This is a genomic window from Pedobacter panaciterrae, from assembly GCF_013204795.1.
Taxonomy (GTDB): domain Bacteria; phylum Bacteroidota; class Bacteroidia; order Sphingobacteriales; family Sphingobacteriaceae; genus Pedobacter; species Pedobacter panaciterrae.
Genome location: NZ_JABMKW010000002.1, coordinates 66,597 through 83,283, shown reverse-complemented (window position 1 = coordinate 83,283; position 16,687 = coordinate 66,597). Strand labels below are relative to the sequence as shown.

Below are 16,687 nucleotides of genomic sequence, written 5' to 3'. Positions count from 1 at the left end.
ATTAATTAAAATCCAACATTTAGACCTACTAAGAAAGAACGTGTACTTGGATAAGGCCCCCTAGTGTCAATTCCTAAAAATCTACCATTGTCCTCATTACCAATTCCCGTATCCAATACATAATCAGGATCATTACCCGAATAACCAGTAATTGTAGCCAAGTTCTGACCTGTTACATACACCCTCAGGTTTCTCAAGCCTTTAGTTTTCAATTTGAAGTTGTATCCTAAAGTGATCTCGTCAATTTTCACAAAGCTTCCGTTCTCTACATAGTAATCAGAATACATGTACGTATCGTTGATCTGGCTGTATTTAGTGAAGGCTTCTTTTAAGATATTTCCACTCCAGGCAGACTTATTTCCGTAGCTTAAAGCCGTTGTATTTAATATATCAAAGTCAAATTTTCCTCTTAGGAAGATGCTTAAATCAAAGTTCTTGTATCTGAAATTGTTGGCCCATGATGCATAATATTTAGGTACTGCATTTCCAATTGGTGCAAGATCTGTTGCATTTAAATCATCTCTTGAATTGTTGATTTGATCATTTCTAACCTTCTCGCCATTTCTATTGTAGAATAGCCACTTACCATCATCTGTAAAACCAGCAAATCTCTTTCCATAGAATACACCTATTTGTTTACCTTCAAAAATGGTAAAAGCTTGCCCTAGGTCACCTGCTCCTTGTATATCTCCTTTTTGGATAAACTTAACAACATATTGAGAGTTTGAATAACTGTCCATAACGTTCTTAGTAGTACTCGCAGTTAAATTGGTATTCCAAGAAAAGTCTTCTGTAGTTATGGCTTTATAGCCTAATGCTAACTCAATCCCTTTCGATGAAAATGTACCTACGTTAGTCCAAATTTCCCTGACTACGTATGGAGGCTGAGGAGAGGTATAACGATCAAGGAGATCTTTGGTTTTACGGTTAAACACATCCAATGATCCGGTCAATTTATTGTCGAACATGGTAAAATCAACACCAATATTTAACTCTCTTTTTGATTCCCATTTCAAATCAGGATTATAATTGGTGGTTGGGCCATATGTTTCATAATAGCTACCATCCGGATACAGATATTTACCACCTCCTCCAAGCATAACTCTTGAAACATTATTTGCTGTAGGTGCATTACCAGTCATACCATAACCTGCTCTCAATTTCAGATAGTTGATAAACTTAACATCCTTCATGAAATCTTCCTGAGACATATTCCATCCAAGAGATACTGCTGGGAAATTACCCCATCTGTTGTTTTTACCAAATTTCGAAGAACCCTCATGACGTAAAATAAATTGCGCCATATACTTGTCATTGAAAACATAATTCACCCTTCCAAAAAAAGCGATCAATGTGTTGTCAGATTTTGAGCTGGACATACCTGCTTTTCCAACACCCAGGGCTGCACCAGCACCTATATTATCTTCATGAAATACATCATTGATAAAGCCTCTGTTTTCCAAACTAGATGCCTCCTGAATTTCGTATCTATAGCTGTAACCACCGATTGCGGTTATTTTATGTTTATCAGCGAAGGTATTTTCATATTGAATTGTTGGTTCCAAGGCATATTTCTGCTCTAGAAAGTCACCTTTATAGGCATAGCCACCACCTGGAAAATCTGTATTTTCCATTGAATCTTCACTAGCTTTTAAGCGATATTGTCCATCCGTGTAGCTATTGCGCTGTACCGATCCGAAAATTGAAGCTTTCAGCCCCTTAACAATTTCCAGCTCTGCCTTTGCATCGGCAGAGCTCGTTTGCTGTTTCCTGTACGAGGTTTGCTGGGCTAAACGCGCATACTCATTGGTACTGGTCAAGTCAAAACGGTAACTACCATCGTCATTAAAATTAGATAATGTCGGGTTTTTTGTAGACTCGCTTTCCCAACCGCCACCACCTAACATGTTTGCTTTGTTGATGTTGGTAGCTAAATTAAGCTGCACATTTAACTTGTCGTTTAGTCCCTTTTGATTTACATTTAAACGCAGTCCATACTCCTCGCGACCGTTTTCACGGGCAATCCCATCAAGATTCCTGTAATTTACACTGGCACGATAGCTGGTTTTATCCGAACCACCGGTTAATGCCAGGTTATGATTCTGAGAAAAGTTGTTGTGATTGATCAAGTCATCAAAAAAATCAGTACTGTGACCAAAATCTTGTTGTTTAAGTTCGCCAGAAGCAATTTTCTGTCTAAACTCATCAGCGGTTAAGAAATCTGGTCTGTTTTGGATATACTCCTTTCTAAAATATGAAGAGTAATCAAATGTAGCAGGTCCTGATTTACCTTTTTTGGTGGTGATTAGAATTACACCGGCATTGGCACTGGTACCATATATTGCAGCTCCAGATCCGTCTTTCAAAATGTCTACCGAAGCAATATCATCTTGTTGCAAAAGATCAGGGTTACCTCCGGGTATACCGTCAATTACATATAAAGGTGTTCCGTTACCCGTGGCAGTTACTGCTCCCCTTAGCTGAACGCTTACACCTGAATTCGGATTAGATCCGCCCGGTCTGGAAATTTGAAGACCAGCGACTTTACCTTGGATAAGATCTAGTGGGTTTCTTGAACCACTTTGTCTGAAATCTTCTCTACCTACGTGAGCTACAGATGAAGTAACCTCTTTTTGCTTTAATGTTCCGTAACCTACTCCTACCACAACAACATCATCAAGGTTCACACCTTCATCAAGCGCCATTTTAATAGTTAATGGCGCAGTACCATTTCCAGCAGCTTTACTTTGCGTTGCATAGCCCAAATAAGAGAAAGTAATTAATTCCGTCTCACTTTCGGCTTCGATGCTGAATTTACCGTTAGCATCAGTTACTGTAGCTTTATTTGATGCTGTTTTAACTCCAACACCGGGTATAGGTTGAGATTTTTCATCCAGGACTACCCCTGTTATGATTACTTTGCGCGCAACAGCCTGTCTATCTGGCTGAGATAAGGCCCGGCTTAAATTATTCGTTTCCAGATAACCCTCCGTTGCAGAGTAGCTTCGAAAACTCATGGAACAGAGTAGACATACCCCCGTACCAATTAGTAGTTTAATGTTCATGGGTTTTTAGTTTAAATTATAGTTAGTGTTATTAAATGTTTCAAGTTCATACTGTTGCAAAAGCGCATAAAACGTTTTACTAGCTATTTCCAGACATCAAAACCGTAGGCATAAAAAGTCTATGGTTCTACTTTGGAAGTAGCCTAAAAAGAGAGAAAATTAGATTAGTTGAGAGAGGGTCTAAGATTATACCCTGAAGCGGTTATTGATAAAAAGAAAATATTTTTTTAACGGAACAACCTGAATGTTTTGTGAGAGAGCAGCGGCTAAGAATAATCGTTGGTTTTTCATGAATATTTGGTATACGTAGATTTCAGTAAAACGTTTTATCAACGCCAATATTAAAGAAAATTGTTCAAACCAGAATTTTTTTTTTGCTTTTTTTACAAACAATATTGTTACAATTTGAAATGATATGAAGGAAAAATAGAAGTTAAGTCCCCTTAAAATAAAGCAATTACTACTGGAATTTAAGGCAAAAAAAGAGGCTATATAATTGATAAAAATCTAAGCTTTGTAGCAAAAAAATCACAAAAAAGCCTGCAGTATAAAATATAACTGCAGGCTCTATCCTGATTAATTATTTGATATTATTGATATCCGGGATTTTGAGGGGCAAGGTTAGGATTGTTTTGCAACTCAGGTCTTGGAATAGGGAAAAGCAGATGTTTATTCTGTAAAGGTTGATTGGAACTCAGGTTCACATGTCCCACAAAATTATCAAATCCCTGTGTAGTTTCGTTATATACTTTTCTAAGCCTGACCATGTCAAACCAGGTGATCTGCTCATAACACAGTTCATGCCAGCGCTCTCTCCACACAGCTTCCCGGAATGTTGTTTGACTGTAAGTGCCAAATGCAGGAGTTACCAGTTTGGCGCGATCGCGAATGCGCTTAAAAGCATCATATGCATCCTGCGTTGGAGCACCTAACTCGTTTTGAGCTTCGGCATAGACAAGCAGAATTTCCGCGTAGCGAATCACCGGTACATTCAAATTGTTATTGCGTGTACCCGCTACGCCCGAAGAACCATTGGCGATGGTATTAAAGTGTTTGAATATATAAGGTGCTCCCAGTTGAAATAAAGCTCCGTTACCATTAGTAAAGTAGCTGGTATAAAAATACCCCTCCCGGTCTTTGGCACGTTCATCTCCTGCTTCGTAGGAATTATAAAACTGACGGGTAGGAACGGTACTTCCTGTACCCGATGCACCATTAAATGTAACCGGTTTGAAGTTTGGATACATATTGTCCATTGGGTTACCTGCAACTACAGAATTGTATTGGATCATGAAAATGTGTTCTTTTTCATTTTTCAATGTTTCTCTGTGTACCTCTGCATAAGTTGCAAAAAGATCAATCGCTGCCGGATTCGCTTTTGCGTAAGTGATCACCTCATTGGCTTTATCCGCTGCCAGTTTGTAATGGGTTGCTCCTTTGCTCAATGGGAAGCCAGCCATTGTCAGGTAAACCAACGCCAGTTCCGACTTAACTGCTGCCAGCGAAACCCTGCCATTCTTATTCATCCAGGGTAATCCCGCCTCTTCAGCAGCAATCAAATCTTCTACAATTAAAGTATATACACTCTCAGCTGTAGCCCGCTTAGGGAAAAAATCCTCAGACTGTAGTGTTTGTGGTTTTGTAATTAATGGTACATCTCCCCACAACCTTACTGCATAGAAATATGCCCATGCACGGAGGAATTTTGCTTCGCCTAAAATACGTTTCTTTTGTGCATCATCCATAGGCGTAATACCTGGAACTTTTTCAAGAACCAGGTTTGCCTGAGCAATAACTCGATATATACCATTCCAATAATTGATTACATGTCCCGTATTCGGATCGTAAATCAGTCCGTATAAGTTATTTAGGTCGGAGTTTTGAGCTGTCTCTGTGGTAGAAGTTCCTGTCACTGCTTCCAGCAATTGCCAGTTTGAAGAGAAGATTCCGGCCCCATCGCCAATAAATCGTGTCCCTGCATATACTGAGGCTATCGCTGCTTCAGCATGTTCCGGTATGGTATAGAAATTATCAGGTGCCAGATTTGAAGGATCGCGCTCTTCAAGAAACTTTGAACAACCTGATCCAAGCAGTAATAGTCCAAAAAGGGCCGCACTGCTAATATGTTTTAATATGTTAATTTTCATCAGTATATCTTTTTTAAGTGTTAATCGCATCATTAAAATGATTTAATAAAAACATTACAAACCTATATTTAAACCCAACATGAAGATTGTTGGTCTTGGGTAGCTGTGCCAATTCATTCCCTGCGAGAATACGTTATTGCCGTCATTTGCATACCCACCTGTTGGTGTTGTTTCAGGGTCTCCCTGAAGCTCTTTACTGGTAATCAAAAAGAGGTTTTGTGCAGATACATAGACCCTTAATCTGTTCAACCTCATTTTTTGTACAATTGAATTGGCGAAGTTATATCCAAGCAACACATTCCGGCCGCGGATGAACGAACCGTCTTTGATCCAATGGGTATCCACATTGGTTACATAGCCGGCACGAGTATCACGGATTTCGGCAATCTGCGTATTCTGGTTTTGAGGAGTCCACGCGTTCAATACCGTAGCATAGCTGTTGGCCAGAGAAACCCTGTCTTCACTAGAGTGAGTAGTCATGTCCATCACGTCTGCCCCAACTGAATATTGAAGTTCAACAGTTAGGTCAACACTCTTATAGCGGAAAGTATTGGATAATGCACCCCAGGCGTCTGGACTACCATTACCAATAATTGATCTGTCGGCATCATTTATAGCATAATCTCCATTCACATCAAGATATTTAATATCACCTGGTAGAATTGTATTTCCATTTCGATAACTCACAAATTTAGCTGCTTCTGCACGCTCTGCTTCAGACCAAACACCCAAGCGGGTAAGTCCCCAGAATGAACCAGCAGCCTCTCCAACACGGATAATATTAGTTGGATTGGTAAAGTTAGGACCACCTATACCAAAGATATCAGCAGGTGTTGCCAGAGAAAGTATTTTGTTTTTATTAAAGGATATATTAAAAGACGTTTTCCATGAAAAATCTTCTGAATCAAAGTTTGTGGTATTCAATTGAGCTTCCAACCCTTTATTCTCCATAGATCCGATATTTTTTCGGATATTTACAAAACCACTTGTACGTGGAACCGGCGCATCCAGCAACATGTCTGTGGTTTTCCTATAATAAAGATCCAACTCCAGTGATATTTTGCCGCCAAACATTCCCAGTTCAACACCAACATCGCTTTGTGTGGTCTTTTCCCAGCGAAGATCCGGATTAGCAAGTCTGTTTAGACCTGTTCCAACTACTCTTACATCATTAATAACTGCTGGATAGTTGGTGCCCAGCAGGGGAAGTGATGAGTATGGTGGTATTTCCGAATTACCTGTAACTCCGATGCTACTGCGAAGCTTTAAATTAGAAATAACGCGGTTGTCTTTTAAGAAATTTTCTTCAGAAACTCTCCATGCAATTGCTGCAGAGGGAAAGAACGAATATTTGTTACTTTCGCCAAACTTCGAGGAGCCGTCCGCACGACCAGTAACAGTGAACAAATATCTATCCTTAAAACTATAATTTAGTCTACCAAAGTAAGAGTTAAGTTGTTGCAGCGATCTATTGGATCCGACCTGCGGATTCAGACTGCCTGCTCCTAAATTGTTAAATTCAAAATAATCAGTTGCAAAGCCCCTTACCTCAGAGCTGATGTTGTTGAAAGTGCTTTTCTGCCAGGATATCCCCAATAAACCAGTGATGGAGTGATTCTCGTTAAAGCGCTTGTTGTAGGTCAGGAAATTTTCTATAGACCAGAAGGCTTCTTTCCGGGTACGTCCGGCAGCATAGCCCTGATCAGAGATATTTAGCGTACGCCCGCTGTATTCATTATTTTCCTGTGAAATCACATTTGCACCTATTATGGTTTTCATTTCTAAACCTTCGGCAAACTTGATATTTGAATACAGACTGCCAAGGGTTGTTTGGGTTCCCAGTAAAAACTTGGTATCATACAACCTGTGCACTACATTGAAACGGCCCTCGGCATTTGGATAGTCTCTGTTATCAGCATAAAAACCGTTACTGTATTTTACAGGTAAAAACGGAAAATCTTCTACAATACTGCGCGCCACCTGATCACTTTGATCTACCAGATTCTCGTTTTGATTGGTGTAGCTTAGCGTACCCCCTACCTTTAACCATGGTTTTACCTGGTCATCAATACTGAACCTGCCAGAATATCGCTTGAGGAATGAGGTCTTGATGAGTCCCTGATCATTTCTGTGTCCGATTGAAAAGGCATAGGTAGTGCGCTCATTACCTCCACTAAAACCAAGCTCATGATTTTGAGATAGCTTGTTCTGAGTAGCCTCTTTAAGCCAGTCGGTATCAAAATAAGGGTTGCCGCTACTATCAAATAACCTTGGATCCTTTCTGGCCAGGGCTGGGTTTCTTGTAACATATTTACCTGCTGCCCATCCTGCCGGGTCATATTTTTCCATGTTTTTATATGCCAGATCTTCCACAGCCAGGAATTCTTTCGCATTTAATACTTTCGGAAAATTAGGACCAACTGACGGCACACTCACATCTACATTATAATCTATCCTGCTTTCACCGGTCTTTCCGCGCTTGGTTGTAACCAGAATAACACCATTGGCTCCCCTGGAACCATAAATAGCGGTAGAGGATGCGTCTTTCAACACCTCTACAGAAACGATGTCATTAGGATTGATGTAGTCAATAGCCTGGCTGGCCTGGGCTTGATTTCCCATTGGCAACTGAACCCCATCTACTACATATAAAGGATTATTAGATGAGTTGATGGAACTAAAACCACGAATCCTGACATTGGCTCTTCCGCCAGGCCGACCTGAGTTTGTATTGACCTGGACTCCGGATATCCTTCCTGTTAAGGCCTGATTTAGAGAAGATGCCGGACGTTCCTGCAATTGCTCTGCTTTTACCGTACCTACCGCACCGGTTAAATCAGATTTTTTAGAGGTACCATAACCAATCACCACTACATCTGCCAATTCAACTCCTTCGGCAGGAACCATTTTAATGGTAAGTGGTGAAGCACCAGACCCCGCGGCCCGGGTTTGAGTAGCATACCCGATATACGAGAACGAGAGTTGCTCACTTGCATTATCTACCTCAATGCTGAATTTACCACTGGCATTGGTAACGGTAGACTTGTTTGTTTTGAGAGATTTGATCCCTACACCAGGTATAGGTTGAGATTTTTCATCAACCACAGTGCCTGTAATCACAATTTTCTGTGCCTGAAAGAAGGCGACACTGCCCATACCGGAACTGATTTTGGTGTAATCAGCGGGATGCGCATAGGATTGTAACCCTGTTAAACAGAGCATTGGAATCCCTGCGAGGATAATTTGTTTGATTTTCATTAGCTTAATTTTAGTTTATATTTAGTTAGAGTAAGCGTACTAAAAACCCCCATTCCAATGTAAAATCACAAGCACGCAACAACGCACATGACCTTAAAAAGGAATGCTTAAGAAAAGTTTGAAAAGGGTATAATTAAGATGCTTTTAAAGCAACAGGATCATACAAGGTGGGGTGTAAAAAAAATCTAATTTCTCTTACAATCAAAAGGAGAAATTCCTGGTGTAGATGTACTACTGGTTGGTTGGTTCTGTTTCTCATAATATATGGGAGCTATATTTTATAAAAACGTTTTATCTATACCAATAATAAGGAAAATAATTCACAAAAGAATATTTTTTAAAAAATAAATCTAGGTTAAAAAACTGAAAAAGAGGGACTTCCTAAATCCCCTTTAGATATGAAATTATGAGTTTTGCAGTACGTTCTGATGCACCGGCAGTTCCCATTTTTGAAGATAATTCTTCGTAATCGCCCAGCATTTTTTGTCTGCCTTCTCCACTTAAGATGAGGCCAAGCTCATCAGAAATATTTTGTGTATTACAATCTTCCTGAATTAATTCTGTAACCACCTTTCTATCCATAATCAAGTTCACCAAAGAAATGAACCTTATTTTAACAAGCATCCTGGCAATAGCAACAGAGATTGCCCCTCCTCGATAAACCACAACTTGCGGTATATGAAACAAAGCAGTTTCAAGCGTTGCCGTACCAGATGCTACAATTGCGGCCGCGGCAACATTCAATAGGTCATAAGTTCGTTCAAAAACCAGCGTTACATTTTCAGACGAGATGAATTGTTTGTAATAATTCTCATCAAAATCAGGAGCCGCTGCAACAACAAACTGGTAATCGGGAAAACGACCTGTTACACTTAGCATATCTGGCAGCAAGCGCTCAATTTCTTGTTTTCTGCTACCAGGAAGCAGTGCTATAATCTTATCATTCAACCCATAAGTTTTTTTGAAAGAAGGGTCAGGAGTAAATTGAGCAATTGCATCTAATAAAGGATTGCCAACATAATCGACCTCCATGCCCCATTCTTTATAAAAATCTACTTCGAAAGGCAAAATGCAAAACAGCTTATCAACTATCCTTTTGATTTTTAATACACGCTTTTGATTCCATGCCCAAACCTTTGGAGAAATATAATAGCAAACACGAATTCCATTCTCTTTAGCAAACTCTGCTATTTTTAAATTGAAGCCAGGAAAATCAATAAGAATCAGCGTATCAGGATGATATTCCAATACATCAGCCTTACATGCCTTCATATTTTTAAGGATGGTACGTAGATTTAACAAAACCTCGGTAAAGCCCATAAATGCCATTTCAGCATAGTGCTTTTTAAGAATACCCCCCTCAGCTTTCATTTTATCACCACCATAAAATCTGAATTCCGCATTTAGATCCTGAACTTTTAATGCCTTCATTAAGTTGGCTCCATGTAAATCTCCGGATGCTTCTCCGGCTACTAAATAGTATCTCATGATTGGGTAACTTTATAATAAAAGAAGGCAAATGCCCATAGAAATGTTGCACTGATAATACCCCTGCCCACATTATCCTTATTCTGCTTAAAAAAATAATGCATTAATAAGGCATTTACAGCAATACAGCCAATCAACAAAAGATCTGCTTTAGCTAAAAAAGCGAACCTATGCATCAGGTACCATACCCCGGCAACTAGTATACCAGGCACCAAAGCACCGATACCCAAACCTATTAATACAGAATTCTTTACATTTCTAAACATCAAATGTCCAGGTATTTAAAACAGGAATTGCATGATGAGCTGTTAAATCAAACTGAACAGGAACTACTGAAACAAAACCATTCTCCAGCGCCCAAACATCTGTATCTTCACCTTTATCATTATTTTGAAAAACACCTGTTAACCAGTAATAAGGGCGCTCATATGGGTCTTTTCTTTCATCAAATTCTTCTGCCCATTTAGCATTCGCTTGTCGGCAAATCTTAATGCCTTTTAAACCGTCGCCTTTTGGAAAATTAACATTAAGCAATGTTGCAGGCGGTAAACCATGTTCAAGTACCTGTAAAGAAATGGCTTTAATAAACTTTTTACAATGACTAAAATCTGCCTCTTGCGAAAAATCATCAAGTGAGAAACCAATCGAAGGGATACCTTCTATTGCCCCTTCAACCGCGGCCGACATGGTTCCTGAATAGATCACATTGATGGAATTATTTAACCCATGATTTACACCAGAAACACACAGATCAGGCTTTTTACCTTTAAATATTTTATTTACAGCAAGCTTAACGCAATCAACAGGTGTACCGGAACATTTATACATTTCCACACCAGGATACAAATCTACCCGATCAAAACGCAATGGCTTACCAATAGTAATTGCGTGGCCCATCCCCGACTGAGGTCCATCTGGTGCTACTACAACTACATTTCCGATTTCCTCAACAACTTCAATCAAATTCTTAATTCCCGGAGCGGTTATACCGTCGTCGTTTACCACTAAAATATTAGGTCTGGATTGCTGCTTTTTCATTTAAGATATATCTGTTTTATTATAATCATAAAAGCCTGTTGATATGTCAGAATCACCTATTTAAGCAAAACTGGTATGCCTACAGCCCTTGTTGCCGTAAAAGTACAAGAATTCGATCTAAAGTTCAGGACTTAATACACAATCCACATATATTTGATGCATAACTTAAAAGCTGTGAGGCCATATGGGATTTAAATTTATTTTAATAAGGATCCAAGACAACCTTACTATACATAAAAAAATAAAATATATGAAGAACAAACTATTAGCGCTATCCTTTTTCCTTTTGATAGGGTCTGGGGTTATGGCTCAATCTGGCTATCAATGGAAAACAGCCACCACTGATGGATACACTTACAAATACGTAACAAACGACCCAACCAAGTCGCGGTTTTACACACTAAAAAACGGGCTAACGGTTATTTTATCACAAAACGTAAAAGAACCGACTATTGAGTTCAGAATGGCTGTTAGAGCGGGAAGTAATACAGATCCGCGTACAGCAACTGGCTTAGCACATTACCTGGAGCATTTGCTATTTAAAGGAACCGACAAATTCGGAACAATGGACTATACAAAAGAGAAACCTTTGTTAGATAAGATAGATGGATTATACGAGCAATACAACAAAACCACTGATCCTGCTAAACGGAAAGAGATTTACGCGCAGATAGATAAAACATCTGGTCTGGCATCTAATTATTCAATTGCCAATGAATACGATAAAATGATTAAAGCAATTGGCGGCCAGTCTAGCAATGCCCATACATGGTATGAAGAAACCGTATACAATGAAGATTTTCCGGCCAATGCCACTGATAAGTTTTTAGCTCTGCAGGCCGAAAGATTCCGCAATCCTGTTTTCCGCATCTTCCACACTGAACTGGAGGCTGTTTATGAAGAGAAAAACCGTGGACTTGATAATGATGCCTGGAAAATGGATGAGAAAATGTCGGCACTATTATTTCCTACTCATAATTATGGTCAGCAAACCACTATTGGTACAATAGAGCACCTTAAAAACCCATCTCTTGTCGAAATCAGAAAGTATTACAATAAATATTATGTGCCTAATAATATGGCAGTAGTATTGGCTGGAGATTTTAACCCTGATGAAATGATTAAAAAAGTTGACAAGTCATTTGCCTTTATGCAATCAAAACCTGTCACACTTTACAATCCGGCTCCTGAAAAACCGTTAACTAAAATTCAAAAGGTCGATATATATGGCCCCAGTGCAGAGAGTGTAGAAATATCTTATAGAGGATATGCTGAGAACACCAAACAGAGCATGCTATTAGATTTAATATCAAGCATTTTAGCGAACGGAAAAGCAGGTTTGTTCGACATCAACTTAAACAAACTGCAAAAAGTTTTACGCTCAAGCGCCGGCTATCAGCAGATGAAGGATTATGGTGTTTTCAATATGTCGGCCCAACCTAAACAAGGCCAAACATTAGAAGAAGTTCAAAAGCTATTACTTGATCAAATTGAGATCTTAAAGAAAGGAGATTTTGATGAAAGCCTTATCAAAGCAACTGTAGCCAATAGTAAACTAGGATTACTGCAAGCCTTCGACAATAATGCATACCGTGTTGATGCTGCAACTAATGAATTTATTTTAAATCGTGGAACCAAATGGGACAAATCTTTAAGCAATCCTGATGAGATGGCTAAGATTACCAAGAGCCAGGTTACTGAATTTGCAAAACAGTTTTTCATTAACAACTATGTTATTGCATTTAAACACAAGGGTGAAGACAAAAACATTGCTAAGGTCGAAAAACCTGCCATCACTCCCGTAAACACAAATGCTGCAGAAACATCTGTTTTCACCAAAGATCTGCTTGCAGCTCCAACAAATCCTATAGCACCTAAGTTCCTCGATTATAAAAAAGACTTAAACTATGGCAAAGTGGGCATTGCCGATGTAATAACAGTTCAAAATAAAGAGAACAGCATTTTCCGCTTATCTTACCGTTTCGAAATGGGCGCATTAAACAACATGCTGCAACCATATGCTTCGCAATACTTAACTTTTTTAGCGACGGATAAATACTCTGCCGAACAAATAAGTAAAGAATTTTATAATATTGCCTGCACCTATAGCATCAATGTGGGTAACGAGGTTACTACTATAAATATTAGTGGCTTACAAGAAAACTTTGAGAAAGCTGTAACGCTGGTTGAGCATATTTTGGCCAACTGCAAACCGAATGAACAGGCATTGGTAGAACTTAAAAGCCGTATCCTTAAAGCAAGAGAGAACAACAAACTTAATAAGAGTGCAATACTAGGCGGTTTAATGAACTATGCTCAATATGGAGCTAGCAATCCATTTAATTCTACCTCAAGCAACGAAGAAGTAAAAAATATTACTTCAGACCAGTTGATCAGCATCCTACATAATATCGACAACTTTAAACACACCATTACCTATTATGGACCACACACCCTGGAAGCTTTTACAGAAAGCATAGGTAAACTTCATAAATTACCTGCAGCGTTTAGCCCTGAACCACCGGCTAAAAAATTCACGTACACCAACAATGCGACCAATCAGGTCTATTTTGCAGATTACGACATGGTTCAGTCAGAAATTCGCTGGATAAGAAATGGAGGCGTTTTTAATCCAGACCTTACAGCCAAAGTAAACTTATTCAATAGCTATTTTGGTGGGGGTATGGGATCTATAGTTTTCCAAACTATACGTGAATCTAAAGCTTTGGCGTATTCAACATTTGCCGTTTATTCATCGCCCGACAGAAAAGACAAGAATTATGCTATGATAGCTTATGTAGGTAGTCAGGCTGATAAAATGAACGACGCCGTGGCAGGGATGAACGAATTGCTTAATGTTTTACCACAAGCAGATAAATCGTTCGAAGCCTCAAAATACAATGCATTAAATGCGTTGGAAACCAGCCGTGTTACTAAAGATGATATTATACAGAGTTACTTTGCAGATCAGAAACTTGGGATTGACCATGATTCGAGAATTGACGAGTACAATGGTTTAAAGCCTTTAACATTTGCTGACATCAAAGAATTTCACACCAACAATGTTGCTAACAGGCCCTACAATTATTGCATTGTTGCTTCAGAGAAAAAAGTGAAATTAGAAGACATGCAGAAGTTTGGAACCGTTACCAAGTTAACATTGGAACAAATATTTGGGTATTAAAATCCAAAAAATCCTCATAAATAAAAGGGCCTGATCATAATTATGATCAGGCCCTTTTATTTATGTTTCTTATAATGATTTTATCCAGGTTACCAGTTCATCTCTGGTTTTACCTGTTTTTTGCTGCAATTTACCCAACAACTCATCATCTTTCCCCTCTTCATGCTTCAAATCATCCTCGGTTAAGTCAGCATACGCTTGTTTCACTTTACCCTTAATTTCATTCCATTTTCCTTTTAATTCTAACTTATCCATGATAGTTTCTTATTTTGTTTAACAATAAATAGACACTACATAAACAAGCTTAAGGAATAATTGTTTGTTACTTTTTTGCTTTTTCTATAATTTCATCAACAACCGCAGGATCCAGAAGCGTAGTAATGTCTCCTAAATTGGTAGTATCACCCTCTGCAATTTTTCTTAAAATACGGCGCATAATTTTACCGGATCTTGTTTTAGGCAATCCCGAAACGAAGAGTATTTTATCGGGCTTAGCAATAGCCCCGATAACACGGGTAACCGTTTGAAGAATATCCTTACGGGTAAGATCTTCATCACCATGTGCATTTGGGAAAATTACAAAAGCATAAATACCTTGCCCTTTTACCTCATGTGGAAAACCTACTACAGCGCTTTCTACCACACCTGCGTGCATATTAATTGCGTTTTCAACTTCGGCAGTACCAATTCTATGGCCAGATACATTAATTACATCATCTACCCTACCAGTAATTCTATAGTAACCATCTTCGTCTCTTAAACAACCATCCCCTGTAAAATACATGTTCTCGTAAGTAGAGAAATAAGTCAGTTTACAACGTTCATGATCTCCGTAAGTCGTACGCAACATACCAGGCCAAGGGAATTTAATACATAAATTACCGCTCACACCGTTACCTTCAATCTCGTTGCCCTGCTCATCAACCAACACCGGCTGTATACCAGGTAAGGGAAGTGTTGCAAAACTAGGTTTAGTTGGCGTTACAAAGGCGATTGGTGAAATCATGATACCACCAGTTTCAGTTTGCCACCAGGTGTCAACAATAGGGCAATTGCTCTTGCCTATATTTTCGTCAAACCAATGCCAGGCTTCCTCGTTTATAGGCTCTCCTACCGATCCTAAAACCCTTAAAGAGCTTAAGTCGACCCCTTCAATAGGCTGCAGACCAAAACTCATTAAAGATCTGATTGCTGTTGGGGCAGTATATAAAATATTTACTTTATGTTTTTCAACCACCTGCCACATTCTTGACGCATCTGGATAAGTTGGAATACCTTCAAATATTACCGTTGTTGCGCCTTGCGAAAGGGGTCCGTAAACAATATAAGAGTGTCCGGTTATCCAACCAATATCTGCCGTGCAGAAGAACACTTCATCAGGTTGATAGTTAAATACATTAGAAAATGTGTATCCGGCATAAACCATATATCCACCAACAGTATGTACCACACCTTTTGGTTTACCTGTAGAGCCGGATGTATATAATATAAACAGCAAATCCTCGGCATCCATTTCTTCGGCCGGACAATTGGTATCAACTAATTTTATCTCATCTTCCCACCAGATATCGCGTCCTTTTAACATAGAAACAGGAGTTCTGGTATGTGTTAAAACAATAACTTTTGCAACACTTGGGCAACCAATCAGTGCATCGTCAATTACTTCTTTTAATTGAATTTGCTTATTACCTCTAAATGCACCATCAGCGGTAATTACTACCCTGCACTGGGCGTCATTAATACGATCGGCTATAGATTTAGCAGAAAAACCACCAAATACAACAGAATGCACAGCGCCAATACGTGCACATGCAAGTACCGCCACGGCTAGTTCCGGAACCATTGGCATATAAATACAAACCCTATCGCCTTTTTGTACACCGTTCTTTTTCAGAACATTGGCAAAGCGGCAAACCTGTTCGTGTAATATTCTATAACTTAAAGTAATGCTGTCTTTTTGTGGATCATTTGGCTCCCAGATAATGGCAGGTTTATCGCCATTTTCAGCCAGGTGGCGATCAAGACAGTTTTCGGTAATGTTCAGTTTGGCACCTTCGAACCATTTGATATTAGGCTCTGAAAAGTTCCAGGAAAGTACTTTATCCCACTTTTTTTTCCAAAGAAAATTATCGGCTATACCTGCCCAGAATTGCTCAGGTTGATCTACGCTTAACTGATAAGTTTTTTGATATTCTTCAAATGAATTAATTTGCATATTTGGTTTATTTCAACAACTAAAACCCAAACTTAGATAAAATTGTGCTTTATAAAAACAATTTTATTGATCAATATTATAGTGGCTAAAAAGCATGTTCGGAAAGGGATTTGGCGTTGAGCCTGTTCCACACTTGTTCGAGGTATCTTCGGAACAGATTCGTAAAAATGCACTTTTTGTGGAACATACTACGAAGGTGGTTGGCTCGATGTAAGTTAGAGGCGTTGGCGATGTTATTACTTTATATATGTAGTTGTGATGAATAAATAATAATTGAAATTATTTTTGACTC

Annotated in this window: 9 protein-coding genes; 1 reads left to right on the top strand and 8 read right to left on the bottom strand. The window is 39.0% G+C overall.

What is annotated here, in order from left to right; genetic code table 11:
* Positions 1-5 precede the first annotated feature (5 nt).
* From HQN86_RS00335 to surE, 6 genes are all read right to left on the bottom strand, one after another.
* Entirely contained in the window at positions 6-3,065 is a 3,060-nt protein-coding gene (locus HQN86_RS00335; RefSeq protein WP_246269350.1) for a SusC/RagA family TonB-linked outer membrane protein, read from the bottom strand.
* Positions 3,066-3,655: 590 nt separating this feature from the next.
* A complete protein-coding gene (locus HQN86_RS00330) occupies positions 3,656-5,212 on the bottom strand; it encodes a RagB/SusD family nutrient uptake outer membrane protein (RefSeq protein ID WP_172659062.1) in 1,557 nt (518 codons plus the stop codon).
* 54 nt (positions 5,213-5,266) lie between these two features.
* Positions 5,267-8,470 (bottom strand): SusC/RagA family TonB-linked outer membrane protein, encoded by a 3,204-nt coding sequence (locus HQN86_RS00325; protein ID WP_216854295.1) that lies wholly within the window; start codon positions 8,468-8,470, stop codon positions 5,267-5,269.
* Positions 8,471-8,851: 381 nt separating this feature from the next.
* On the bottom strand, positions 8,852-9,958 hold the full coding sequence (gene lpxB / locus HQN86_RS00320) for a lipid-A-disaccharide synthase (RefSeq protein ID WP_172659061.1): 1,107 nt from the start codon (positions 9,956-9,958) through the stop codon (positions 8,852-8,854).
* On the bottom strand, positions 9,955-10,224 hold the full coding sequence (locus HQN86_RS00315; RefSeq protein ID WP_172659060.1) for a stationary phase survival protein SurE: 270 nt from the start codon (positions 10,222-10,224) through the stop codon (positions 9,955-9,957). The genes lpxB and HQN86_RS00315 overlap by 4 nt, the downstream gene beginning before the upstream one ends.
* Positions 10,217-10,996 carry a 5'/3'-nucleotidase SurE gene (surE, locus tag HQN86_RS00310; protein ID WP_172659059.1) on the bottom strand — a complete coding sequence of 260 codons (780 nt, stop codon included), beginning with the start codon at positions 10,994-10,996 and terminating at the stop codon, positions 10,217-10,219. The genes HQN86_RS00315 and surE overlap by 8 nt, the downstream gene beginning before the upstream one ends.
* A gap of 250 nt (positions 10,997-11,246) precedes the next feature.
* Between surE and HQN86_RS00305 the strand changes: the two genes are divergently transcribed.
* The gene (locus HQN86_RS00305) at positions 11,247-14,180 is read left to right on the top strand and encodes a M16 family metallopeptidase (protein WP_172659058.1); all 2,934 of its coding nucleotides are present in this window, start codon (positions 11,247-11,249) and stop codon (positions 14,178-14,180) included.
* 69 nt (positions 14,181-14,249) lie between these two features.
* Here the strand turns inward: HQN86_RS00305 and HQN86_RS00300 are convergent, their stop codons facing one another.
* Positions 14,250-14,435 carry a CsbD family protein gene (locus HQN86_RS00300; protein WP_048903769.1) on the bottom strand — a complete coding sequence of 62 codons (186 nt, stop codon included), beginning with the start codon at positions 14,433-14,435 and terminating at the stop codon, positions 14,250-14,252.
* Between the two features lie 67 nt (positions 14,436-14,502).
* Positions 14,503-16,395, bottom strand: coding sequence for an acetate--CoA ligase (acs, locus tag HQN86_RS00295; protein WP_172659057.1), 1,893 nt, complete (start codon positions 16,393-16,395; stop codon positions 14,503-14,505).
* Between the last annotated feature and the right edge of the window lie 292 nt (positions 16,396-16,687).